This is a genomic window from Rhodococcus sp. O3 (genome assembly GCF_048897285.1).
Lineage (GTDB): Bacteria > Actinomycetota > Actinomycetes > Mycobacteriales > Mycobacteriaceae > Rhodococcus.
In genome coordinates this window covers 1-21,941 of the sequence record NZ_JBMBTE010000058.1, presented here as the reverse complement: position 1 = coordinate 21,941, position 21,941 = coordinate 1, and the positions used below count along the sequence as shown (strand labels likewise).

At 68.3% G+C, this 21,941-nt stretch carries 21 protein-coding genes and 1 pseudogene; 13 read left to right on the top strand and 9 right to left on the bottom strand.

Going from position 1 to position 21,941, the window contains the following annotated elements; genetic code table 11:
* Positions 1–106: 106 nt before the first annotated feature.
* From ACN675_RS17000 to ACN675_RS16985, 4 genes are all read left to right on the top strand, one after another.
* Complete coding sequence (locus ACN675_RS17000) at positions 107–628, top strand: winged helix-turn-helix transcriptional regulator (protein ID WP_420751953.1); 522 nt, start codon at positions 107–109, stop codon at positions 626–628.
* A 161-nt stretch (positions 629–789) separates the two neighbouring features.
* Positions 790–2,634 (top strand): translation elongation factor 4, encoded by a 1,845-nt coding sequence (lepA, locus tag ACN675_RS16995; RefSeq protein ID WP_420751952.1) that lies wholly within the window; start codon positions 790–792, stop codon positions 2,632–2,634.
* Positions 2,635–2,661: 27 nt separating this feature from the next.
* Positions 2,662–3,600: an NAD(P)H-dependent flavin oxidoreductase gene (locus ACN675_RS16990; RefSeq protein WP_420751951.1), complete on the top strand. Its 939-nt coding sequence runs from the start codon at positions 2,662–2,664 to the stop codon at positions 3,598–3,600.
* Between the two features lie 59 nt (positions 3,601–3,659).
* Positions 3,660–4,637 carry an ABC transporter substrate-binding protein gene (locus ACN675_RS16985; protein WP_420751950.1) on the top strand — a complete coding sequence of 326 codons (978 nt, stop codon included), beginning with the start codon at positions 3,660–3,662 and terminating at the stop codon, positions 4,635–4,637.
* A 2-nt stretch (positions 4,638–4,639) separates the two neighbouring features.
* On the opposite strand, the gene ACN675_RS16980 is transcribed toward ACN675_RS16985, so the two are convergent.
* Positions 4,640–6,607 carry a glycoside hydrolase family 15 protein gene (locus ACN675_RS16980; protein ID WP_420751949.1) on the bottom strand — a complete coding sequence of 656 codons (1,968 nt, stop codon included), beginning with the start codon at positions 6,605–6,607 and terminating at the stop codon, positions 4,640–4,642.
* Between the two features lie 87 nt (positions 6,608–6,694).
* Here ACN675_RS16980 and ACN675_RS16975 point away from each other — a divergent pair, with 87 nt between their 5' ends.
* The 6 genes from ACN675_RS16975 to ACN675_RS16950 all read left to right on the top strand — a co-directional run bounded on the left by ACN675_RS16975 (position 6,695) and on the right by ACN675_RS16950 (position 11,071).
* Positions 6,695–6,946: a hypothetical protein gene (locus ACN675_RS16975; RefSeq protein WP_420751948.1), complete on the top strand. Its 252-nt coding sequence runs from the start codon at positions 6,695–6,697 to the stop codon at positions 6,944–6,946.
* An 81-nt stretch (positions 6,947–7,027) separates the two neighbouring features.
* Positions 7,028–7,162: an Ms4533A family Cys-rich leader peptide gene (locus tag ACN675_RS16970; protein ID WP_420751947.1), complete on the top strand. Its 135-nt coding sequence runs from the start codon at positions 7,028–7,030 to the stop codon at positions 7,160–7,162.
* A gap of 179 nt (positions 7,163–7,341) precedes the next feature.
* The gene (locus ACN675_RS16965) at positions 7,342–8,373 is read left to right on the top strand and encodes a sulfate ABC transporter substrate-binding protein (RefSeq protein WP_420751946.1); all 1,032 of its coding nucleotides are present in this window, start codon (positions 7,342–7,344) and stop codon (positions 8,371–8,373) included.
* Between the two features lie 60 nt (positions 8,374–8,433).
* Positions 8,434–9,258: a sulfate ABC transporter permease subunit CysT gene (cysT, locus tag ACN675_RS16960; RefSeq protein WP_420751965.1), complete on the top strand. Its 825-nt coding sequence runs from the start codon at positions 8,434–8,436 to the stop codon at positions 9,256–9,258.
* Entirely contained in the window at positions 9,255–10,064 is an 810-nt protein-coding gene (gene cysW, locus ACN675_RS16955) for a sulfate ABC transporter permease subunit CysW (protein ID WP_420751945.1), read from the top strand. The genes cysT and cysW overlap by 4 nt, the downstream gene beginning before the upstream one ends.
* Positions 10,061–11,071: a sulfate/molybdate ABC transporter ATP-binding protein gene (locus ACN675_RS16950; protein WP_420751944.1), complete on the top strand. Its 1,011-nt coding sequence runs from the start codon at positions 10,061–10,063 to the stop codon at positions 11,069–11,071. Before cysW ends, ACN675_RS16950 begins: the two co-directional genes overlap by 4 nt.
* Before the next feature lie 20 nt (positions 11,072–11,091).
* Here ACN675_RS16950 and ACN675_RS16945 read toward each other — a convergent pair whose 3' ends face one another.
* From ACN675_RS16945 to ACN675_RS16915, 7 genes are all read right to left on the bottom strand, one after another.
* The gene (locus ACN675_RS16945) at positions 11,092–11,943 is read right to left on the bottom strand and encodes a universal stress protein (protein WP_420751943.1); all 852 of its coding nucleotides are present in this window, start codon (positions 11,941–11,943) and stop codon (positions 11,092–11,094) included.
* A 77-nt stretch (positions 11,944–12,020) separates the two neighbouring features.
* Positions 12,021–12,911 carry a polyphosphate kinase 2 gene (gene ppk2 / locus ACN675_RS16940; protein WP_420751942.1) on the bottom strand — a complete coding sequence of 297 codons (891 nt, stop codon included), beginning with the start codon at positions 12,909–12,911 and terminating at the stop codon, positions 12,021–12,023.
* Between the two features lie 92 nt (positions 12,912–13,003).
* Positions 13,004–13,759, bottom strand: a complete 756-nt coding sequence (locus ACN675_RS16935; protein WP_420751941.1) for a sirohydrochlorin chelatase — start codon at positions 13,757–13,759, stop codon at positions 13,004–13,006.
* Positions 13,756–15,057 carry a sulfate adenylyltransferase subunit 1 gene (locus tag ACN675_RS16930; RefSeq protein ID WP_420751940.1) on the bottom strand — a complete coding sequence of 434 codons (1,302 nt, stop codon included), beginning with the start codon at positions 15,055–15,057 and terminating at the stop codon, positions 13,756–13,758. The genes ACN675_RS16935 and ACN675_RS16930 overlap by 4 nt, the downstream gene beginning before the upstream one ends.
* A gap of 2 nt (positions 15,058–15,059) precedes the next feature.
* Complete coding sequence (gene cysD, locus ACN675_RS16925) at positions 15,060–16,004, bottom strand: sulfate adenylyltransferase subunit CysD (protein ID WP_420751939.1); 945 nt, start codon at positions 16,002–16,004, stop codon at positions 15,060–15,062.
* Positions 16,001–16,726 (bottom strand): phosphoadenylyl-sulfate reductase, encoded by a 726-nt coding sequence (locus ACN675_RS16920; RefSeq protein WP_420751938.1) that lies wholly within the window; start codon positions 16,724–16,726, stop codon positions 16,001–16,003. The genes cysD and ACN675_RS16920 overlap by 4 nt, the downstream gene beginning before the upstream one ends.
* Positions 16,723–18,444, bottom strand: coding sequence for a nitrite/sulfite reductase (locus ACN675_RS16915; protein ID WP_420751937.1), 1,722 nt, complete (start codon positions 18,442–18,444; stop codon positions 16,723–16,725). The genes ACN675_RS16920 and ACN675_RS16915 overlap by 4 nt, the downstream gene beginning before the upstream one ends.
* A gap of 366 nt (positions 18,445–18,810) precedes the next feature.
* On the opposite strand from ACN675_RS16915, the gene hemW reads away from it, so the two are divergent.
* A complete protein-coding gene (gene hemW / locus ACN675_RS16910; protein WP_420751964.1) occupies positions 18,811–20,034 on the top strand; it encodes a radical SAM family heme chaperone HemW in 1,224 nt (407 codons plus the stop codon).
* A 120-nt stretch (positions 20,035–20,154) separates the two neighbouring features.
* On the opposite strand, the pseudogene ACN675_RS16905 reads toward hemW, so the two are convergent.
* A pseudogene (locus ACN675_RS16905) lies at positions 20,155–20,460 on the bottom strand (type II toxin-antitoxin system VapB family antitoxin); the annotation flags it as partial.
* Between the two features lie 174 nt (positions 20,461–20,634).
* On the opposite strand from ACN675_RS16905, the gene hrcA reads away from it, so the two are divergent.
* Together hrcA and ACN675_RS16895 are read left to right on the top strand one after the other, a co-directional pair.
* A complete protein-coding gene (gene hrcA, locus ACN675_RS16900) occupies positions 20,635–21,678 on the top strand; it encodes a heat-inducible transcriptional repressor HrcA (protein WP_420751936.1) in 1,044 nt (347 codons plus the stop codon).
* Positions 21,679–21,720: 42 nt separating this feature from the next.
* Positions 21,721–21,941, top strand: a 221-nt coding sequence (locus ACN675_RS16895; protein WP_420751935.1) for a DnaJ domain-containing protein, incomplete at its 3' end; no start/stop codon positions are given.

The window sequence follows — 21,941 nt, the reverse complement described above, 5'->3', positions numbered from 1 at the left end:
GGACCCCGGACGCTCGGTCTGCTGACTGCAACCATCTAGCTATGCAAAACCATACTCAGCGGCGATGGATCTGACTATAGCGGCCAAAAGTCAGTACTCTGGGGGCATGGCGATGAAGCTCGAAGGACCCCTCGCGGACCGGTCGGCGTGGGAAACCGGTGAGCGCTGCTCGATCAGCCGCGCGATGCGGATCGTCGGAACCCGATCCGCGATGCTGCTGTTGCGCGAGGCGTACTACGGCACGACCCGGTTCGACGACTTCGCGCAGCGGGTGGGTATCACCGAGGCCGTCGCCTCGGCGCGGCTGAAGGAACTCGTCGAAGCAGGATTGCTCGCCAAGAGCCCGTACCGGGAACCGGGTCAGCGCACGCGCTACGAATACGTGCTCACCGACATGGGCCGTGATCTGCTGCCCGCAGTGCTCGCGCTCATGCAGTGGGGCGACAAGTATCTACACGACGACGGCGGACCCCTGCAGCTCGTCGAGGACACCACGAGTGCACCGGTCCGGGTGCAGATTCGTAGCGAGGACGGCAACGAGGTCGGGCTCGACGATCTGCGCGTCCGCATCAACCGGAGCGGGAAACAGGCGGGTGCGGAGCCGCCTGTCTCTCGCGCGGAGTCCTGAACGGACCCCGCCGCGACCCTGGATGTGCCTGCGGGGCGGGGTCCGGGGGATGATGGGAAGGCGCGGATCGTGGCTGATGCGATCCTGAAGCGGGACGAGAACGGGACCGGTCGCGACGACCCGGTCGGTGTCGGTGTGCGAGTGAGACGAGGGAACACGGTTTGAGCAGCAACTTTGCGGAAAAGACGTTCACGGATCCGTCGAAGATCCGGAACTTCTGCATCATCGCGCACATCGATCACGGCAAGTCCACCCTCGCCGACCGGATGCTGCAGCTCACCGGTGTCGTCGAGGAACGCGCCATGCGCGCGCAGTACCTCGACCGGATGGACATCGAGCGCGAACGCGGCATCACCATCAAGGCGCAGAACGTGCGGCTGCCCTGGAAGGTCGGCGACGAAGAATTCGTCATGCACCTGATCGACACGCCCGGGCACGTCGACTTCACCTACGAGGTGTCCCGCGCGCTCGAGGCCTGTGAGGGCGCGGTGCTGCTCGTCGACGCGGCGCAGGGGATCGAGGCGCAGACCCTCGCGAACCTCTACCTCGCGCTCGACAAGGACCTGACGATCATCCCGGTCCTCAACAAGATCGACCTGCCCGCCGCCGATCCCGACCGCTACGCCGCGGAGATCGCCAACATCATCGGCTGCGAACCCGACGACGTGCTGCGCGTGTCCGGCAAGACCGGTGTGGGTGTGGCCGAACTGCTCGACGAGGTGATCCGGCAGGTCCCGCCGCCCGTCGGTGACCCGGACGCGCCGGCCCGAGCCATGATCTTCGACTCGGTGTACGACACCTACCGCGGCGTCGTCACGTACGTCCGTGTCGTCGACGGCAAGATCGTGCCGCGCGAGAAGATCAAGATGATGTCGACCGGTGCGACCCACGAACTGCTGGAGGTCGGCATCGTCTCGCCCGAACCGAAGGCGACGGCCGGGCTCGGCGTCGGCGAGGTGGGCTACCTCATCACCGGCGTGAAGGACGTGCGCCAGTCGAAGGTCGGCGACACCGTGACGACCGCGCGCAACGGCGCGACCGAACCGCTCACCGGTTACCGCGAGCCGCGCCCGATGGTCTACTCGGGTCTGTACCCGGTGGACGGCTCCGACTATCCGGACCTGCGCGATGCCCTCGACAAGCTGCAGCTCAACGACGCGGCGCTGACCTACGAGCCGGAGACCTCCGTCGCGCTCGGTTTCGGCTTCCGCTGCGGCTTCCTCGGCCTGCTGCACATGGAGATCACCCGCGAACGGCTCGAGCGTGAGTTCGGCCTCGACCTGATCTCGACGGCACCGAACGTCGTGTACCGCGTCGTCCTCGAGGGCGGCCAGGAACACATCGTCACCAACCCGTCCTACTGGCCCGAGGGCAAGGCCCGCGAGATCTACGAGCCGATCGTCAAGTGCACGATCATCGCGCCGAGCGAGTTCATCGGCTCGATCATGGAGCTGTGCCAGAGCCGCCGCGGCGAGCTCGGCGGCATGGACTACCTGTCCGAGACCCGCGTCGAGCTGCGCTACACGCTGCCGATGGCCGAGATCATCTTCGACTTCTTCGACTCGCTGAAGTCCCGGACCCGCGGCTACGCGAGCCTCGACTACGAGGAGGCCGGCGAGCAGCAGGCTGCGCTGGTGAAGGTCGACATCCTGCTGCAGGGCGAGGCCGTCGACGCGTTCAGTGCGATCGTGCACAAGGACGCCGCGGCCGCGTACGGCAACAAGATGACCACGAAGCTCAAGGAGCTCATCCCGCGCCAGCAGTTCGAGGTGCCGGTGCAGGCCGCGATCGGATCGAAGATCATCGCGCGCGAGAACATCCGCGCCATCCGCAAGGACGTGCTCGCCAAGTGCTACGGCGGCGACATCAGCCGTAAGCGCAAGCTGCTCGAGAAGCAGAAGGAAGGCAAGAAGCGCATGAAGACGATCGGTCGCGTCGACGTGCCGCAGGAGGCCTTCGTCGCGGCGTTGTCGTCGGAGGCTGCGTCCGACAAGCCCAAGAAGTAGGCGCCACCCCACCGGAAGGAACCCACCGTGCTCGACACCTGGCTCACCCGTGAACTCGGAATCACCGTTCCGCTCGTCGGGGCGCCGATGGTAGGACGGGCCGGTGGGGCCCTGGCCGGGGCGGTCACCCGCGCCGGCGGTATCGGCCTGATCGGCGCGGCCCGCTTCCACACCGCCGAATGGCTCGAGGCCGAGGCACAGACGGCGCGGGAAATCGGTGGGGGACTGCTCGGGTTCGGTCTGATGACCTGGTCCCTGGCCGACGACGCCACGCTCCTCGGTACCGTGCTCGACCTGCGGCCGCGGGTGGTGTCGCTGTCGTTCGGCGATCCCGCGCCCTACGTGCAACGCGTGCACGACGCCGGGGCGCTGGCCATCTCGCAGATCAACTCGATCGACGATCTGCGGGTCGTCGAGGCCGCGGGAGTCGACGCGGTGGTTGCGCAGGGCCACGAGGCGGGCGGACACACCGGCCGGGTCGGGACGCTGCCGCTGCTGCAGGAGGTTCTCGAGTCGACATCGCTGCCGGTGCTCGCGGCGGGCGGGATCGCATCGGGCCGCGGTCTGGCGGCGGTGCTCGCGGCCGGCGCCGAGGGCGCGTACGTCGGTACGGCCCTGCTGGCCAGTCCGGAGACCGTCGGCCCGGCCTATGCCCGGCAGAAGCTGGTCGACGCCGGCAGCGGCGACACCGTCTACACCGACATCTTCGACAAGGCGCGGCACATGCCGTGGCCGGAGCGGTGGGGCGGGCGTGCGCTCACCAACGACTTCACCGCGAACTGGCACGGGCGCGGCGCGGACGAGCAGACCCTCGCCGACGCGTACGTCGCCGACGATCCGGAGGTCGGGGTCGTGTACGCGGGGGAGGCGGCGGGTCTCGTTCGGGAGCAGCGGCCGGCCGGGGACGTCATCCGGGACATCGCGGCGCAGGCGGAGACGCTGCTCGCCCGATTCCCCAAGCAATAGCCTCACCCTCGCGACGTAAGGTAGCCTTCCCTAAATTCTGGAGGATGGGGGAGGGCTTCATGAGGGTTCGATTCGCACTGGCCGCCGCCGTCGCGACCGTCCTCGTCGCCGGTTGTGCGAGCGACGAGGACACGACCGGGACGACGTCGGAGGAGTCCCTCACCGTCGAGCACGTCTTCGGCACCACGACCCTCGACGGCACACCCGAGCGCATCGTCGCCACCTCGGGGCAGTGGGTCGACGCACTGCTCGAATTCGGAATCCAGCCGGTGGCGTACCTCAGCGCCGGCAGCATGGGCGACGAGCGCGGCCTGTACCCGTGGCAGCAGGACGTCGCCGCCGACGCGGTCGCACTCGACGACGTCTCCCTCCTGACCGGCGGCGACCTCCCCGTCGAGCAGATCGCCTCGCTGCAACCCGATCTCGTACTCGGTTCGTGGCTCGTCGATTCCGAGGCCGACTTCGACACGCTGTCCGCGGTCGCGCCGACGGTCGCGCCGCTGAGCGACACCGGAGTCGACCGCTGGGACGAGCAGGTCCGTGTGCTCGGCGAGATCCTCGGGCGCAGCGACGACGCGGAGAAGATCATCTCCGATCGTGAGGCCGAGATCGCGGAGGCCGCCCTGCCGGGGCTTGCGGGCCGGACCGGGGTGCTGTCCCAGTACGTGTTCGGGCAGGGACAATTCGTCGTCGTCGCGGACCCCGAGGACGGCGCCGCCGCGCTGTTCGAGCAGCTGGGCATGACGCTGCCGCCGTCTCTCGTGGAGGAGGCAGGGGTCAGCCAGGGCCGTCTGATGTTCAGTCCCGAGCGGGTCGACGCGCTCGTCGCGGACCTGCTGATCATCCTGCCGAACGGCGGGACCGAACAGGATCTGATGGCGCTGCCCGGCTTCGCCGACCTGCCCGCGGTCACCGGTGGGGGTCTCGCCGTCGTCGACTACCCGACCGTTGCCGCGTTCAACACGCCCTCGTCGCTGTCCATCGGCTACGCCCTCGACACCATCCGGCCGCAGCTCGAGGCGATCGCCGGCGCCTGAGATCAGGACGGGTGGAGATGGGCGGGGTGGAACGCGCCGGTCTGAATCTGCTCCTCCGCGCGGATGACGTGTACCACCGCGTTGATCTGCGCCAGGTGTGTGAACGCCTGCGGGAAGTTGCCCAGGTGACGGCCGGTGTGCGGATCGATCTCCTCGGCATAGAGCTCGAGCGGGCTGGCGAAGCCGAGCAACCGCTCGCACAGCGCGCGGGCCCGCTCCACCTCGCCGATCTCGACCAGTGCCGACACCAGCCAGAACGAACAGATCGTGAAGGTGCCCTCCTCGCCGGCAAGGCCGTCGTCGGTGGTCTCGACCCGGTAGCGCAGCACCAGGCCGTGCTCTGTGAGTTCGTCGGCGATGGCCAGAACCGTCGCTCGGACCCGCGGGTCGTCGGCAGGCAGGAACCGTAGCAGTGGAATCAGCAGCGCCGACGCATCCAGCGACGGATGCCCGTACCGCTGGGTGAACACCCCGCGTTCGTCGACGCCGTGCGCGAGGACGTCGGCCTTGATCTCGTCGGCCATCTTCTGCCACTGCATCGCGTAGCTCTTCTCGCCCTGCATCGCAGCGAGTTTCGCGCCGCGGTCGAGGGCGACCCAGCACATCACCTTCGACGAGACGAAGTGCTGGGGTTCGCCGCGTACCTCCCAGATTCCGCGGTCGGGTTCCCGCCAGTGCTTCAACGCCTCCTCCACCTGGCGCTTGAGCAGCGGCCACAGCGAATCGGGCACGTGCTCACGGGATTTGACGTGGAGGTACACCGAATCGAGCATGGTGCCCCAGATGTCGTGCTGGGACTGGTGATAGGCGCCGTTGCCGATCCGCACCGGCCTGGCCTCGTCGTATCCGCACATGTGGTCGAGTTCGGATTCCTCGAGAGTGCGTTCCCCACCGACCCCGTACATCACCTGGAGCGGACGGGGAACGCCGTGCTGGTCACGGCTCGCGTCGGAGATGAACGAGAAGAAATCGTCGGCCTCCCGGTCGAGTCCCAGCGTGTACAGGCCCCACAGAGCGAACGTCGAATCACGCACCCACGCGTAGCGGTAGTCCCAGTTGCGTTCACCGCCGGGAGTTTCCGGCAACGAGGTGGTCGACGCCGCGAGCAGTGCCCCGGTCGGCGCATACGTCAGGCCCTTCAACGTCAGCGCACTGCGCTGCAGATAGCTGCGCCACGGATGATCCGGGAATCGGCCGGTGGTGATCCACTCGCGCCAGAAGTCTGCGGTGGCGGCCATTTTCGCGGCAGCCTCCGCGAACGTCTTCGGAGCCGGGTGGTCGGACCAGGACAGGGCCACGAACACACTGTCGCCCTTGTACATCCTGGTGCGAGCGCGTGCCTCACGTCCTTCGAGACCCAGGCGCATATCGGTCGTCAGGCGAAGTTCCGGATGCGAACCGGCCGTTTCCGGGCGGCAGCGCGCGGTCGCCTCCTCGTACACCTTGCCGGTGTACTCCCACATCGCGGACTCCCGGTTGTAGTCGAACGCCGGCTCGCAGCTCATCTCGAACTCCACGGTGCCGCTCACGCAGCGGATGGTGCGCAGCAGCACGTGCTCGGCATCCCAGTCCGGTGGCGTCCGGCGATGCGTGCGCGACCGGTCGTCGACCGCGTGCCACGGACCCATCACCAGCGCGTCGCGCACCACGATCCAGCCGGTCTCGGTCTGCCAGGTGGTCTCGAGAATCAGCCCACCGGGAAGGTAGCGGCGCGCGGCGGGCACGGTGTGTCCGTGCGGGCCGATCCGGAAATGCCCCGCGCTGCGGTCGAGGATCGAACCGAACACGCTCGGCGAATCCGGCCGGGGCAGGCACATCCACTCGACGGCACCGTTGCGGGCGACCAGGCAGGTCGTCTCGCAGTCCGACAGGAACGCGTAGTCGTCGATCGGCGGATACGGGCTGCGGTGGAGTATCGGCGGCGGCCGGTCGTCGGGATCGGGGTCGTCGAAGTCGATCGTGGCTCCCATCACACAATTCTCGATCCGGCGCGTTCCGTCTGCACGGGGAACGGCCGAGGATTCGGTGGTCGTGGACCCGCCGTCTAAGGTGGGTGCGTGGACCGGGTGGCATCGTGGTGGGACGGATTCGAGCTGTGGCTCGCCGGACTGTCCTTCGTGCCGCAGGCCGCACTGGTACTGCTCGTGATGGTGCCGCTGTGCGCCGGCGCGGCCTGGCTGCTCGACCGTGTTCTCGCAGCGGTGTTCGCGGCCGTCGGACGTCGCGAACACGATGTGCCCGTACCCGTGACGACCGAACCGATGCCAACCGAACCGACGACGACCGAACCGACGACGAAGGACCGCTGACATGCCGCGCTCACGCGTGACCCTGGCGCTGATCGCGCTGCTCGCCATCGTCGTCGTCGCCTGGTTCCTCACCCGCTGACCATGCGATCGGGCCTGATCGGCGGCTCTGCTAGAGTCTCCGGCGTGTCCGTAACCACACTGCCCCGCGTGCGCCACGAGCTGGCGCTGATCGCTGTCGGCAGCTTGTCGGTTGCCGACGTCAGCTGTTGTCGCTGATCGATCCTTCCCGACCCGCGGCATCGCCGCACCGGCTTCCGGGCAATATCGATCGATCTTCCGTGTGCCGATTCCCGGTTTCCGCCGGACGCCTCGGGCAGCGCGCACGGAGCCTTCCGGTGCCGATTTCTGCGGGTTACCACCTCCGTACACCGTTCCTGTAGGAAGGCCCCTGTTCCATGAAGAAACGTTCTGCCCTCGTGTACGCGGCCCTCGCGGCAGCCACCGCGACCGTCCTGTCCGCTTGCGCGGGCGGCGCGAGCGACACCGTCGGCGGTGAGGACAGCGTTGCGGACGGCTCCGGCGGCACCGTCAACCTGTACGCGTACGCGGTCCCGAAGCCCGGCTTCGACCTGCTCATCCCCGCATTCAACGCCACCGACGAGGGCGAGGGCGTCGCCTTCCAGCAGTCCTACGGCGCCTCCGGCGACCAGTCGCGCAAGGTCAAGGACGGCGCGGCTGCCGACTTCGTCAACTTCTCCGTCGAACCCGACATCACCCGCCTCGTCGACGCGGGTCTCGTCGACCCGGACTGGAACACCGGCGCCTACAACGGCATTCCCTTCGGCTCCGTCGTGACGATCGTGGTCCGCGAGGGCAACCCGAAGAACATCACGGACTGGGACGACCTGCTCCAGCCGGGTCTCGAGGTCGTGACCCCCAACCCGTTCAGCTCCGGATCGGCCAAGTGGAACCTGCTCGCGCCGTACGCCGCGAAGAGCGAAGGCGGGGCCAACCCCCAGGCCGGCCTCGACTTCGTCAACGAGCTCGTGACCGAGCACGTCAAGATCCAGCCGAAGTCCGGCCGCGAAGCGACCGAGGCGTTCCTGCAGGGCTCCGGCGACGTGCTGCTCAGCTACGAGAACGAGGCCCTGTTCGCCGAACGCAACGGAGATCCCGTCGAGCACGTCACCCCGCCGATCACGTTCAAGATCGAGAACCCCGCCGCGGTGCTGACGAACTCCCCGAACGCGGACAAGGCCCAGGCTTTCAACGACTTCCTGTACACCACCGAGGGACAGCGCCTGTGGGCGCAGGCCGGATTCCGCCCGGTCGACCCGGCCGTCGCCGAGGAGTTCGCGGCCGACTTCCCGCAGCCGCAGAAGCTGTGGACCATCGCAGACCTCGGCGGCTGGTCCACCGTCGACGCCGACCTGTTCAAGCAGGGCACCGGCTCGATCGCCGTGATCTACGACAACGCCACGAAGTAGGCCCGTTCCGTGAGTACCACCGAGACACGCCCCGGGGCGGGAGCATCGGCTCCCGCCCCGGTGGTGCGCCGCCGGAAGCCGCTGTTCGCCTTCACCGGAGCGGTCGGCCCACTCGGCATCGGCGTGGCCACCCTGTGGCTGAGCATCATCGTCCTGCTGCCCCTCGCGGCACTGACCACCCACGCGTTCGCCGACGGGGTGTCCGGCTTCGTCGACGCCGTCACCGCCCCGGCCGCACTGGCCACGCTGCGGATCACCGTCGTCGTGTCCGTGATCGTCGCCCTGATCAACGCGGTGATGGGAACCCTCATCGCCTGGGTGCTGGTGCGCGACGAGTTCCCCGGCAAGAAGGTCGTCAACGCGCTGATCGACCTGCCGTTCGCGCTGCCCACGATCGTCGCCAGCATTGTGCTGCTGTCGCTGTACGGACCGATGAGCCCGATCGGCCTGCACCTGAACGCAACCCAACCCGGTCTGATCATCGCGCTCGCGTTCGTGACGCTGCCGTTCGTGGTCCGGGCCGTGCAACCGGTGCTGCTCGAAACCGACCGGGAGGTCGAGGAGGCGGCGGCGTCGCTCGGTGCCGACAATTTCACCATCTTCCGTTCCGTCGTCCTGCCGACGCTCGGTCCCGCCATCCTCAGCGGTGCCGGTCTCGCATTCGCCCGCGCCATCGGCGAATACGGCTCGATCGTGCTCATCGGCGGCAACATCCCGTACAAGACGCAGATGGCGTCGCAGTACATCCAGCAGCAGATCGAGATCGACCGCCCAGTCAACGCCGCTGCCGTGTCGGTCGCTCTGCTGGTCATCGCGTTCGTCGCGCTGTTCGTGCTGCGGGTCGTCGCGAACCGCGGCCGGCGCCGAGAGGAGAACGACGCGTGAAACTCTCCGCATTCACCCGGATCTCGCTGCGCACCGTCGCGCTGGGCTATCTCTTCTTCCTGTTGCTCGTGCCGATCGGCGTCATCCTGTACCGCACGTTCGAGAACGGCATCATCGCGTTCGTCGAGTCGATCAGCACGCCGGCCGCGATCTCGGCACTGAACCTGTCGCTGCTCATCGTCGCGATCGTGGTGCCGCTCAACGTCGTCTTCGGCATCGTCGTCGCGCTCGCGCTCGTGCGCGGCCGCTTCCCGGGCCGCGGTCTGCTGCAGTCGGTCGTGGACCTGCCGTTCGCGGTGTCACCGATCGTGGTCGGTGTCGCCCTGATCATGTTGTGGGGCGCCGGCGGCTGGTTCGGCGGCCTCGAGTCCCTCGGCTTCAAGGTGATCTTCGGCCTGCCCGGCATGGTCATCGCCACGATTTTCGTGACGTTGCCGTTCGTGGTGCGCGAGGTCGAACCGGTCCTGCACGAGATCGGCGAGGAACAGGAACAGGCCGCCGCCACCCTCGGTGCGAGCGCGTGGCAGACGTTCTGGCGGATCACGCTGCCGGCCATCCGCTGGGGCCTGACCTACGGCATCGTACTCACCGTCGCCCGCGCACTCGGCGAATTCGGTGCGGTCATCATGGTGTCGTCCGGGTTCCCGGGCGTCTCCCAGACGTTGACGCTGCTGGTGCACGCCCGGTACATCGACGACCACAACACCTTCGGTGCCTACAGTGCCGCGACCCTGCTCATGGCCATCGCCGTGCTCGTGCTGCTGCTGATGACCCTGCTCGACCGCAAGAGGAGTGCCGACAAATGATCACCGTCACCGGGGCCCGCAAGAACTACGGGGATTTCGCGGCGCTCGACAACGTCGACATCGAGATTCCCTCCGGTTCGCTGACCGCGCTGCTCGGCCCGTCCGGCTCCGGCAAGTCGACGCTGCTGCGTTCGATCGCGGGTCTCGAGACCCTCGACTCCGGCACCGTGCACATCGCGGGCAAGGACGTCACCGACGTGACGCCGCAGAAGCGCGACATCGGGTTCGTGTTCCAGCACTACGCCGCGTTCAAGCACATGACGGTGCGGGAGAACGTCGCGTTCGGCCTGAAGATCCGCAAGCGCCCGAAGGCCGAGATCGACAGGAAGGTGGGGGAGCTGCTCGAGATCGTCGGGCTCGACGGATTCCAGCAGCGCTACCCGGCGCAGCTGTCCGGCGGTCAGCGTCAGCGCATGGCCCTGGCCCGCGCGCTCGCCGTCGACCCGCAGGTGTTGCTGCTCGACGAGCCGTTCGGTGCGCTCGACGCGAAGGTCCGTGCCGACCTGCGCACCTGGCTGCGCCGGCTGCACGACGAGGTGCACGTGACGACCGTGCTGGTCACCCACGACCAGGAGGAAGCGCTCGACATCGCCGACCGTATCGCGGTCCTCAACCGGGGCCGGATCGAGCAGGTCGGGACGCCCGAGGATCTCTACGATCGTCCCGACAACGACTTCGTGATGTCGTTCCTCGGCAGCGTCTCCAAGCTCAACGGGCAGCTGGTGCGGCCGCACGACATCCGGCTCGGCCGCACCCCGGAGCTCGCCGAGGCCCGGAGCGAGGGCACCGCCGAGTCGCTGGGCATCACCCGCGCGACCGTCGAACGGGTCGTGCACCTCGGATTCGAGGTGCGGGTGGAACTGCACAACGAAGCCACCGGCGAATCGTTCACCGCGCAGGTCACGCGCGGCGACGCGCAGGCCCTGGGTCTGCGTCCGGGTGAGACCGTCTACGCGCGCGCCACCCGGCCGCCGGCCCTCGACGAGATCGTGGTGGCCGGGGTCTGACGATCGCCGTCCCGGTCCGGTCAGCCCTCCCGGGCGACCAGGACCGGGCACAGGGCGTGGTGCAGCAACGACTGGCTGGTGGATCCGAGAACCGCAGCGGTCATGGGGTTGCGGCCGTGGCTGCCGACGACGACCAGCTGCGACCGCGCGGAATGCTCGAGCAGCGCCTCCTCCGGCTTGCCGCGCTCGACGCTGTGCGTGACCTCGACCTCCGGATAGCGGCTCCGCCATCCGGCAAGGCTCTCGGCCACCAATGCGGTCTGCTGTTTCACGTAGTCGTCCCAGTCGATGAACCGGGAACCCTCCCCGTAGGTGAGGGTGGACTGTTCGGTCCAGCTGTGGACGGCGACCAGGGGGGCACCGACGAACGACGCGAACTCGAAGGCGTGCTCGATCGCCTTGGCGCTGAGCTCACTGCCGTCGACCCCGACGGCCACGGGACGACCGTTGACCGCCTCGGGGGCGGGTTCACCCCGCCACGACACGACCGGGCACTTCGCGTGATTGGTCGTGTAGACGACGTCGGAGCCGTGGAACATCGACTGCATCTCGCTCGTCGTCAGATGACCGAGCACGATCAGGCGGGCTGTTCCGGACTTCTCGACCAGCACCTTCTGCGGTGTGCCTTGCTCGATCTCGCGTTCGATCTCGACTCCACCGGGTCCGGCCCGGACCGCGGTCTCGGCGGCGTCGAGGAGTCCTTCGGCGTCGCCGTAGTCGTTGCCGGACCGTCCGTCCGGCTGCACGTGGAGCAGGTGGAGAGGTTCGCCGAACCGTTGCGCGACGGACGCCGCCCAGCGCGCTGCACCCAGCGAGCTGTCCGATCCGTCGATGCCCGCCACGATTCCGCGTCTGGTCGATGCTGTGCTCATGGTGGTGACTCCTTGGACTCCCATCCAGTGTGAGCCAGATCGCACGATCTTGTCAGCATTCCCGCACGCGAGGCGGATCAGTCTCCGACGGCGTGCTTTCCGCGTTGCACGATCTTCGGGTCGGGGTCGAACACCACCTGCCGGTCCTTGTCGTCGTAGTCGAACCTGTTCAGGAAGTGCCGCATCGCGTTGATGCGTGCGCGCTTCTTGTCGTTGGACTTGATCGTGGTCCACGGCGCGTGGTCGGTGTCCGTCCGGCGGAACATCTCCTCCTTCGCCTCGGTGTACCTGTCCCACTTGTCCAGTGACTCGAGGTCCATGTTCGACAGCTTCCAGCGGCGGACCGGATCGAGCTGGCGGATCGCGAATCGGGTGCGCTGCTCGTTGCGGGTCACCGAGAACCAGAACTTGGTCAGGGAGATCCCGGCGTCGATGATCAGCTGCTCGAACAGCGGCACGTGCATCATGAACCGCTCGTACTCGTCGTCGGTGCAGAAGCCCATCACCCGCTCGACACCCGCGCGGTTGTACCAGGACCGGTCGAACAGCACCAGTTCACCGGCAGTGGGGAAGTGCGCGATGTATCGCTGCAGGTACCACTGTCCGCTCTCGCGTTCGGAGGGTTTGCTCAGCGCGACCACCCGGGCGTGCCGCACGTTGATGTACTCCTGGAACCGTTTGATCGTGCCGCCCTTGCCGGCGGCGTCACGACCCTCGAACACGATGATGTGCTTGGAACCGTTCTCGAGCGACCAGGCCTGGAACTTCAGCAGTTCGATCTGCAGCAGGTACTTCTCGACCTCGTACGTCGCGCGGTCCATGCGGTGGTCGTACGGGTAGTTCTCCCGCCAGGTGTCGACGGCGCGGCCGTCGATGTCGATGAGATCGGGATCTTCGCCGTGGTCGTCGCGCACGGAGAACCCCTCGGTGCGGAGCCGGTCGATGTAGTGGCGCAATTCGCTCTGCACGGGAGTCTCCTGGTCCTCGGTGCAACGGGGAACGGCATCCGTTGTAACCGTTGCAGATGAACCAGGGTAGAACGACACGCGGCCGCCCGGGCTCAGGCGCTGCGCAGCACCTGGGTGCGCTCGGTGTCCGCGAGTGCCTCGAGGTACCGACGCTCGACGACGAATCCGACGGCGTCGCCGGTGGCGAGGGGAGCGGCGAACCGGACGTCGGGAAAGGCGAACCGCGCGGCGTCGCAGGCGCGGTCCCACAGGAGACCGGGAGCGAGCAGCCACGGCGCGACGACCAGCCGGCGGGCACCGGCCTCGCGGAGTTCGGTGAGCGCGCCGACGACACCGGGGGCCGACGTCGCGAAACATGCCCGCACGTGGGTCCAGGAGGTGCCGTCGAGCAGTCGCGGCGCGACGGCGGCGGTTGCCGCATCGGCACCGGGACGCCGTGAACCGACCGCGCACATCGCGATTCCCACGGAGGGATCGAGGCGCGAGACGCCGGTCGCGGCCACGTTGTCCCGTGCCGCCGCGGTGAGCAGACGGTCGGCACCGAGGACGTCGCTGCACACCACGTCGAGACGGGGGTGCCGGACGCGGGCGTCGGCGAGGATGCCGGGCAGGTCCACGCGCGCGTGGAATGCGCTGCCCAGCAACAGCGGAACGACGACCACGCGCCGATGCCCCTCGGCGGCGACGGCGTCGAGGGCCTGCCGCACCGAGGGCGCGTTGAGATCCAGGAACGCCAGGCGCACGGACCAGCCGGGTCGTCGCGCCCGCAACGCCGCGAGTGCGGCAGCCATGGCCTGCGCGGAGCGCGGGTCACGACTGCCGTGCGCGACGGCGATCACCGGGATCATGCCGGGACGTGTTCCCCGAGCTCGATCTGAGCCAGACCGTTGCCCACCAGGCCGGCGGCGAGCGTGTTGCCACCCGCCGGATCGATGAGCAGGAAGCTGCCGGTGCGGCGGTTCACGGTGTAGTCGTCGGCCGGGATCGGCTCCGCGACGCGCACCGAGATGCGGGCGATCTCGTTGAGCTCCACCGTTTCCGGGTGGGGGATCGACGTCAGGTTCTGCTCGTCGAAACGCTCCTCGAGCGTGCCGACGATGGCCTGGGTCGTGCGGGTGCCGTGCTTGAGCAGCAGCCGGGCGCCGGGGCGCAGCGGCTTCTCGGCGAGCCAGCACACGGTCGCCTCGAACTCGCCGATCGGCTCGGGTGCCTTCTCGGGAGACGCGATGAGGTCACCGCGGGAGATGTCGACGTCGTCGGCCAGGATCAGCGTGACCGAGCGACCCGCATGCGCGACGTCGAGTTCGCCGTCCGCGGTGTCGATGCGCTCGACGGTCGTGCGGATGCCCGAGGGCAGCACGACGACCTCGTCGCCGGGACGCACCGAACCGGACGCGATCTGCCCGGCGTAGCCGCGGTAGTCGGGGTACTCGGCGGTGCGGGGGCGGATCACGTACTGGACCGCGAAACGCAGGCCGGAATCGTGACGGCCGTGCACGTCGGCGTCGACGGGGACGGACTCGAGGTACTCGATGAGCGTCGGGCCGTCGTAGTACGGGGTGTTCTCCGAGCGGGTCGCGACGTTGTCGCCGTGCAGTGCGGAGACCGGGATCTCCTGCACGTCCTCGGACGCCCAGCCCAGCGACGAGGTCAGCTCGTTGAACTCGGCGGAGATCTGCGCGAACACCGTCGCCGGATCCTCGACGAGGTCGATCTTGTTCACCGCGAGCACCAGTTTCGGCACACCGAGCAGCGCGAGGACGGCGGCATGCTTGCGGGTCTGCGAGATCACACCCTTGCGGGCGTCGACGAGCAGCACCACGAGCTGCGCGGTGGACGCGCCGGAGACGGTGTTGCGGGTGTACTGGACATGCCCCGGGGTGTCCGCGAGCACGAAGCTGCGCTTCGGGGTCGCGAAGTACCGGTAGGCGACGTCGATGGTGATGCCCTGTTCGCGTTCGGCGCGCAGGCCGTCGACGAGCAGAGACAGGTCGGGGGTGTCGAGGCCCTTGTCGACCGAGGCGCGGGTGACCGCGTCGATCTGGTCGGCCAGGACGGACTTGGTGTCGTACAGCAGGCGGCCCACCAGGGTGGACTTGCCGTCGTCGACGCTGCCCGCTGTAGCGAGTCGAAGCAGGTCGCTCATGATCAGAAATAGCCCTCTCGCTTGCGGTCTTCCATGGCCGCTTCGGAAACTCGGTCGTCACCGCGGGTCGCACCGCGTTCGGTCAGACGGGACGCGGCGACCTCGGCGAGGATCTCCTCGTTGGTCGAGGCCTCGGACAGGATCGCGCCGGTGGTGGAACCGTCGCCGACGGTGCGGTACCGCACCGAACGGGTCTCGAGCTCCTCGCCCTCGGCGGGACCGCCCCACACGCCGGGGGTCATCCACATGCCGTCGCGCCGGTACACCGGACGCTGGTGCGCGTAGTAGATGCTCGCGAGCTCGACGTTGTCGCGGGCGATGTACCGCCAGATGTCGAGTTCGGTGAAGTTGCTGAGCGGGAACACCCGGACGTGCTCGCCGGGGGCGTGCTTGCCGTTGTACAGGTTCCACAGCTCGGGACGCTGACGCTTCGGATCCCACTGCCCGAATGCGTTGCGCAGCGAGAAGATCCGCTCCTTGGCGCGGGCGCGTTCCTCGTCGCGGCGGCCGCCGCCGAACACCGCGTCGAAGCGGTTCTCGGAGATGGCGTCGAGCAGCGGAACGGTCTGCAGCGGGTTGCGGATTCCGTCGGGCCGCTCGGTGAGGCGACCGTCGGCGAGGTAGTCCTCGACCTTCGCGACGTGCAGGCGCAGGTTGTACTTCTCGACGACGTGGTCGCGGAAGGCCAGAACCTCGGGCAGGTTGTGTCCCGTGTCGACGTGCAGCAGCGCGAACGGCAGCGGCGCGGGCCAGAAGGCCTTGAGCGCGAGGTGCAGCAGCACCGTCGAGTCCTTGCCGCCGGAGAACAGGATCACCGGACGTTCGAACTCGCCGGCGACCTCACGGAAGACGTGGATCGCCTCCGACTCGAGCGCGTCGAGGGTGTCGAACTTGTTGCCGTCCAACTTGATTCGGGATTCCGAAAGGTTCGTGTCGATGAGTGTCATGAGGAGTGCAACCCGCATTCGGTCTTGGCTCGGCCGGCCCACCGTCCGCTGCGCGGATCGGCTCCGGGAAGTGGTTTGACGGTGCAGGGGGCGCATCCGATGGACGGATAGCCCTCGTCGACCAGGGGATTGACGAGAATCCCGTGCTCGTCGATGTAGTTCTGCATGTCCTCGTCCGACCACGCGGCGATCGGGTTGATCTTCACCAACCCGAACGCCTCGTCGAACGAGACGAGCGGCGCGTTGGCCCGAGTCGGGGCCTCGACCCGGCGGATGCCGGTGACCCACGCGCGGTAACCCTTCAGGGTTTCCTTCAGCGGCACCACCTTCCGCAACCGGCAGCACTCGTTCGGATCACGCGCGAACAGATCCTTGCCGAGCAACTCGTCCTGCTCGGCCACGGACCGGTCCGCCTTCGCCTCGACGAGATTCACCCCGTACACCTGGGCGACGGCGTCCCGGGTGCCGAGCGTCTCGGCGAAGTGGTACCCGGTGTCGAGGAACAGCACGTCCACGCCCGGCCGAACCTGCGCGGCGAGATGCACGAGCACCCCGTCCTGCATGTTCGACGCGACGATGTAGCCGCTGCGGTCGCCGCTCACTGCGGAACCGAAGGTCTCTTCGGTCCATTGCAGCAATTCCAAGGCCGAGGCACCTTCGAGGCTCGCTGCCCCCTGCGCGGCGAGAATTCGAAGGTCCTCGGTGGTCTCTGTGGTGGTCATCGAAGGTCCGCCTCCTCTGCGCGCACGGCCCACTGAGCGAACCGCTCGCCCTCGGACCGCTGTTTGACGAAGTTGCGCACCACTCGCTCGATGTAGTCGCCGAGCTCGGTGCTGTTCACCTTGTGCTGCCGCAGTTTCCGGCCGAAACCGCTGTCGAGGCCGAGGCTGCCGCCGAGATGCACCTGGTAGCCCTCGACCTGGTTGCCCTCACCGTCGTCGACGAGCTGGCCCTTGAAACCGATGTCCGCGATCTGCGACCGGCCGCACGAGTTCGGGCAGCCGTTGATGTTGATGGTGATCGGGACGTCGAGCTGCGCGTTGATGTCCGCGAGCCGCTCCTCGAGTTCCGGTGCGAGCACCTGGGAACGCTTGCGGGTCTCGACGAACGACAGCTTGCAGAACTCGATGCCGCTGCACGCCAGCAGATTCCGCCGCCACGCGGACGGACGGGCCTGCAGGCCGAGCGGTTCGAGTTCGGCGATGAGCTCGTCGACCTTGTCGTCGGCGACGTCGAGGACGATCAGCTTCTGGTACGGGGTGAAACGGATCCGGTCCGAGCCGATCCGCTCGGCCGCGTCGGCGACCTTCGTCAGGATGGTGCCGGACACGCGGCCCGCGATGGGGGAGAACCCGACGGCGTTGAGGCCGTTGCGCAGCTTCTGCACGCCGACGTGATCGATGGGGCGCGCGGGCTGTTCGGGCGCGGGACCGTCGATCAGCGGACGCTTCAGGTACTCCGTCTCGAGAACTTCGCGGAACTTCTCGATGCCCCAGTCCTTGATGAGGAACTTCAGGCGGGCCTTGGACCGCAGCCGGCGGTAACCGTAGTCGCGGAACACCGCGACGACGCCTTCCCACACGTCCGGAACCTCGTCGAGCGGGATCCAGGCGCCGACCCGCTGCGCGAGCATCGGGTTCGTGGACAGGCCGCCGCCGACCCACAGGTCGAAGCCGGGACCGTGCTCGGGGTGCTCGACGCCGATGAACGCGACGTCGTTGATCTCGTGCACGACGTCCTGCTGGCCGGAGATCGCGGTCTTGAACTTGCGCGGCAGGTTCGAGTACTGCGGGTCGCCGATGTAGCGACGGACGATCTCGTCGATCGCCGGGGTGCCGTCGACGATCTCGTCGAGGGACTCACCGGCGAGAGGGGAGCCGAGCACCACACGCGGGCAGTCGCCGCACGCCTCGGTGGTCTTCAGACCCACCGACTCGAGGCGCCGCCAGATCTCCGGGACGTTCTCGACCTCGATCCAGTGGTACTGGACGTTCTGCCGGTCGGACAGGTCGGCGGTGTCGCGGCCGAATTCGGTGGAGATGCCGCCGATGGTGCGCACCTGCTCGACGTTGAGCGCGCCGCCGTCGCAGCGCACCCGCATCATGAAGTACTTGGCCTCGAGCAGGTCGATGTTCTCGTCACCGGTGTAGGTGCCGTCGTAGCCCTGCTCACGCTGGGTGTAGAGACCCCACCAGCGGAACCGGCCGCGCAGATCGGACTTGTCGATGCTGTCGAAACCCTGGTGCGCGTAGATCTCCTCGATCCGGCGGCGCACGTTGAGCGGATTGTCGTCCTTCTTGGTCTGCTCGTTGGCGTTGAGCGGCTCGCGGTAACCGAGAGCCCACTGGCCTTCGGCCCGGCGCTTGGCCGGGCGTGCCGCCCGCGGCCGTGCGGGAGCGGAGGGATCTCCGGCGGGGGAGACGTCGGTGGTCGACGACATGCAGGGACTCCTGGGATTTGGCGAGGGACCGGGTCGGGAACGTCGCTGTGGGCTGTACTTCGCGCAGACATGCCTCGACCCGGCAGGATCTGAGGGCTTGCCGGGGTGGTGCCGGCCGACGGCAGTGAGTGACTACCGACAGTCGGCGCAGGAACAGACGGCACAAGGCTGACAGCAGGACGCGCAGACGCGCTTGAAGTCGACGTGGCGGCGAGCCACGAGTCGCACTCCGAGTCCGGTCATGGCGACCATTGTGCCATGTCACGGGGGCGAAGCCGAATCCTGGACCACATTTCCACCCAAATCGGGGGAAATACCGAGGTCACCGCACCGCGGCCGGTCGGCGCCCCGCCCGGCTCTGGAACACTGGAAGCCGTGAGCGAGACGAGAACGGGCAACGCAGCCGCGACCGACGACGGATTCGAACTCCCGGCCGCGGCCCGCGCCGGAGTCGGCAGCCGGCCGTTCGGGGTGTACGTGCACGTGCCCTTCTGCGCGACCCGCTGCGGCTACTGCGACTTCAACACGTACACCGCGGGAGAGCTGGGGTCGTCGGCGTCCCCGCAGTCCTGGCTCGCGGGCCTGCGGCGTGAACTCGACACCGCCGCGGACATGCTCGGCGCACCCGCCGCGAACACCGTGTTCGTCGGTGGCGGCACCCCGTCGCTGCTCGGCGCGGACGGCCTCGCCGACGTGCTCGGCGCCGTCCGATCCAGCTTCGGGCTCGCCCCCGGCGCCGAGGTGACCACCGAATCCAACCCCGAATCCACCGGACCCGAGTTCTTCGCCCGGATCCGCGACGCCGGCTACACCCGCGTGTCGCTGGGCATGCAATCCGCCGCCTCGCACGTGCTGGCCGTGCTCGACCGCACCCACACCCCGGGACGGCCCGTCGCGGCGGCCCGGGAGGCCCGCGCCGCCGGGTTCGACCACGTCAACCTCGACCTCATCTACGGCACCCCCGGCGAACGCGACGAGGACCTCGACCGCTCACTCGACGCCGTGCTCGAGGCCGGCGTCGACCATGTGTCCGCGTACGCGCTGATCGTCGAGGACGGCACCGCCCTCGCGCGGAAGGTGCGCCGCGGGGAACTGCCCGCACCCGACGACGACGTCCTCGCGGCCCGCTACGAACGCATCGATTCGCGGCTCGAGGAAGCCGGGCTGACCTGGTACGAAGTGTCCAATTGGGCGCGAGCCGACGACCCGTCCGCGCGGTGTGCGCACAACCTCGGGTACTGGGACGGCGGCGACTGGTGGGGCGCAGGCCCCGGCGCGCACAGCCACGTCGGCGGGGTGCGCTGGTGGAACGTCAAACATCCCGCCCGCTACGCCGACACCCTCGCGCAGGGCCGGCTCCCGGTCGGCGGCAGCGAGCAACTCACCGCCGAGGACACCCACACCGAACTCGTCATGCTCACCGTCCGGTTGCGCACGGGCCTTCCGTGGGCGGCACTGGGAGCGTCGGAACGGGACGCCGCACGGACGGTCGTCGCGGACGGGCTCGCCGATCTGCGCGGAGATCACCTGGTTCTCACCGATCGGGGCCGGCTCCTCGCCGACGCGGTGGTCCGCTCGATCCTCGTCTAGCTGCTGTGTCGCCTAGCTGCCGTTTCGCCCGTCTGGCAGGCCGGTGTCGAGGTCGATCCAGCTCGCCTCGGTACTCGGAACCCCTGTGCCCGGGATCTCTGCACCCGGGCCGAGTGAACCGCCCGGAGTCAGCGCGTCGTAGTCGAACACCCGTGCGTGCATGACGGTGCGGTTGCGCAGCGCCGACCGCACCGCGCGATGCAGGCCGTCCTCGAGATACAGGACGCCCTGCCATTGCACGGCATGCGGGAACAGATCGCCGTAGAAGGTGGAATCCTCCGACAGCAGCCGATCGAGTTCGAGAACCTTCGTGGTGGTGACGATCTCGTCGAGCCGGACCTGCCGCGGTGGGATCCGAGACCAGTCGCGGAGCGACAGGCCGTGATCGGGATACGGTTTGCCGTCCCGGACACCCTTGAAAATCATGAATCCACAGTACGACGGACCCGCGGCACCGCCGCGGCCTCGGGACAGTGCCTCGGGACAGTGCGCAGCGGCGACTAGACTGGAACGACGAGGCACACTGCGCGCGGCGCCGCGTGCGGGTAGCGCGTGGGCCCGAACCGTGAAGTGTGGCGACAGATACGGAGGTGGGCGGGGATGTCGAGCACCGAGGAACGACGATTCCAGGTGTTGCGCGCGATCGTTGCGGACTATGTCGCCACCAAGGAGCCGATCGGGTCGAAGACCCTCGTCGAGCGGCACAACCTGGGCGTGTCCAGCGCAACCGTCCGCAACGACATGGCCGTACTCGAGGCCGAGGGTTACATCACCCAGCCGCACACGAGTTCGGGGCGCGTGCCCACCGACAAGGGATACCGCCAGTTCGTCGACCGGATCGCCGACGTCAAACCGCTCTCGACAGCCGAACGTCGCGCGATCCTCCAGTTCCTGGAGTCCGGTGTCGATCTCGACGACGTGCTGCGCCGCGGGGTTCGGTTGCTCGCGCAGCTCACCCGGCAGGTCGCGGTCGTGCAGTACCCGACGCTGTCGGCATCGTCGGTGCGTCACCTCGAGGTCGTCGCGCTGACCCCGGCCCGGCTGCTGCTGGTGCTCATCACCGATTCGGGGCGGGTCGATCAGCGCATCGTCGAACTCGGCGATGTCGTCGACGACGAGGATCTGTCCCGCCTGCGCGATCTGCTCGGCTCGGCGCTGTGCGGCAAGCGGCTCGCCGCGGCGTCGATCGCCGTGTCGGAACTGGCCGAGGAGGCCCCCGACGACCTGCGCGACGCGGTGATCCGCTGTGCAACCGTCCTCGTCGAGACGCTCGTCGAGCATCCCGAGGAGCGCCTCGTGCTCGGCGGCACCGCCAACCTGACCCGCAACGCCGCCGACTTCGACGGTCACGCGGGGGTGCCCGGGTCGCTGCGTGCCGTCCTCGAGGCCCTCGAGGAGCAGGTCGTGGTGCTCAAGTTGCTCGCGGCCAGCCAGGACGCGGGTCGGGTGACCGTCCGCATCGGCGAGGAGACTCAGGTCGCGGAGATGCGCGGGACGTCGGTGGTGTCCACCGGCTACGGCGCCGCCGGTACCGTATTCGGCGGCCTCGGTGTGCTGGGCCCCACTCGGATGGACTATCCGGGAACCATCGCGTCGGTCGCGGCCGTTGCGAGATACATCGGTGAGGTGCTCGGCGAACGCTGAGCACCGTTCATGTGTGTAGAGAAGTAAGGACGAGAACCTAACGTGGCACGGGACTACTACGCGACGCTCGGCGTGTCGAAGAACGCGACCGACCAGGAGATCAAGCGCGCGTACCGCAAGCTGGCGCGTGAGCATCACCCGGATGTGAACCCCGACGAGTCGGCGCAGAAGCGCTTCCAGGAGATCTCCGCGGCATACGAGGTGCTGTCGGATCCGGAGAAGCGGCGCATCGTCGACCTCGGCGGCGACCCCCTGGCGTCCGG

Excerpts from the sequence above, each read along its gene's own strand:
- ACN675_RS16965 (WP_420751946.1), top strand. The coding sequence starts at position 7,342 with ATGAAGAAACGTTCTGCCCTCGTGTACGCGGCCCTCGCGGCAGCCACC.
- hrcA (WP_420751936.1), top strand. The coding sequence starts at position 20,635 with ATGTCGAGCACCGAGGAACGACGATTCCAGGTGTTGCGCGCGATCGTT.
- ACN675_RS16980 (WP_420751949.1), bottom strand. The coding sequence starts at position 6,607 with ATGGGAGCCACGATCGACTTCGACGACCCCGATCCCGACGACCGGCCG.
- ACN675_RS16945 (WP_420751943.1), bottom strand. The coding sequence starts at position 11,943 with ATGAGCACAGCATCGACCAGACGCGGAATCGTGGCGGGCATCGACGGA.
- cysD (WP_420751939.1), bottom strand. The coding sequence starts at position 16,004 with ATGACACTCATCGACACGAACCTTTCGGAATCCCGAATCAAGTTGGAC.
- ACN675_RS16970 (WP_420751947.1), top strand. The coding sequence starts at position 7,028 with ATGCGATCGGGCCTGATCGGCGGCTCTGCTAGAGTCTCCGGCGTGTCC.
- ACN675_RS16920 (WP_420751938.1), bottom strand. The coding sequence starts at position 16,726 with ATGACCACCACAGAGACCACCGAGGACCTTCGAATTCTCGCCGCGCAG.
- ACN675_RS17000 (WP_420751953.1), top strand. The coding sequence starts at position 107 with ATGGCGATGAAGCTCGAAGGACCCCTCGCGGACCGGTCGGCGTGGGAA.
- ACN675_RS16935 (WP_420751941.1), bottom strand. The coding sequence starts at position 13,759 with ATGATCCCGGTGATCGCCGTCGCGCACGGCAGTCGTGACCCGCGCTCC.
- ACN675_RS16915 (WP_420751937.1), bottom strand. The coding sequence starts at position 18,444 with ATGTCGTCGACCACCGACGTCTCCCCCGCCGGAGATCCCTCCGCTCCC.
- ACN675_RS16985 (WP_420751950.1), top strand. The coding sequence starts at position 3,660 with ATGAGGGTTCGATTCGCACTGGCCGCCGCCGTCGCGACCGTCCTCGTC.
- ACN675_RS16930 (WP_420751940.1), bottom strand. The coding sequence starts at position 15,057 with ATGAGCGACCTGCTTCGACTCGCTACAGCGGGCAGCGTCGACGACGGC.
- ACN675_RS16950 (WP_420751944.1), top strand. The coding sequence starts at position 10,061 with ATGATCACCGTCACCGGGGCCCGCAAGAACTACGGGGATTTCGCGGCG.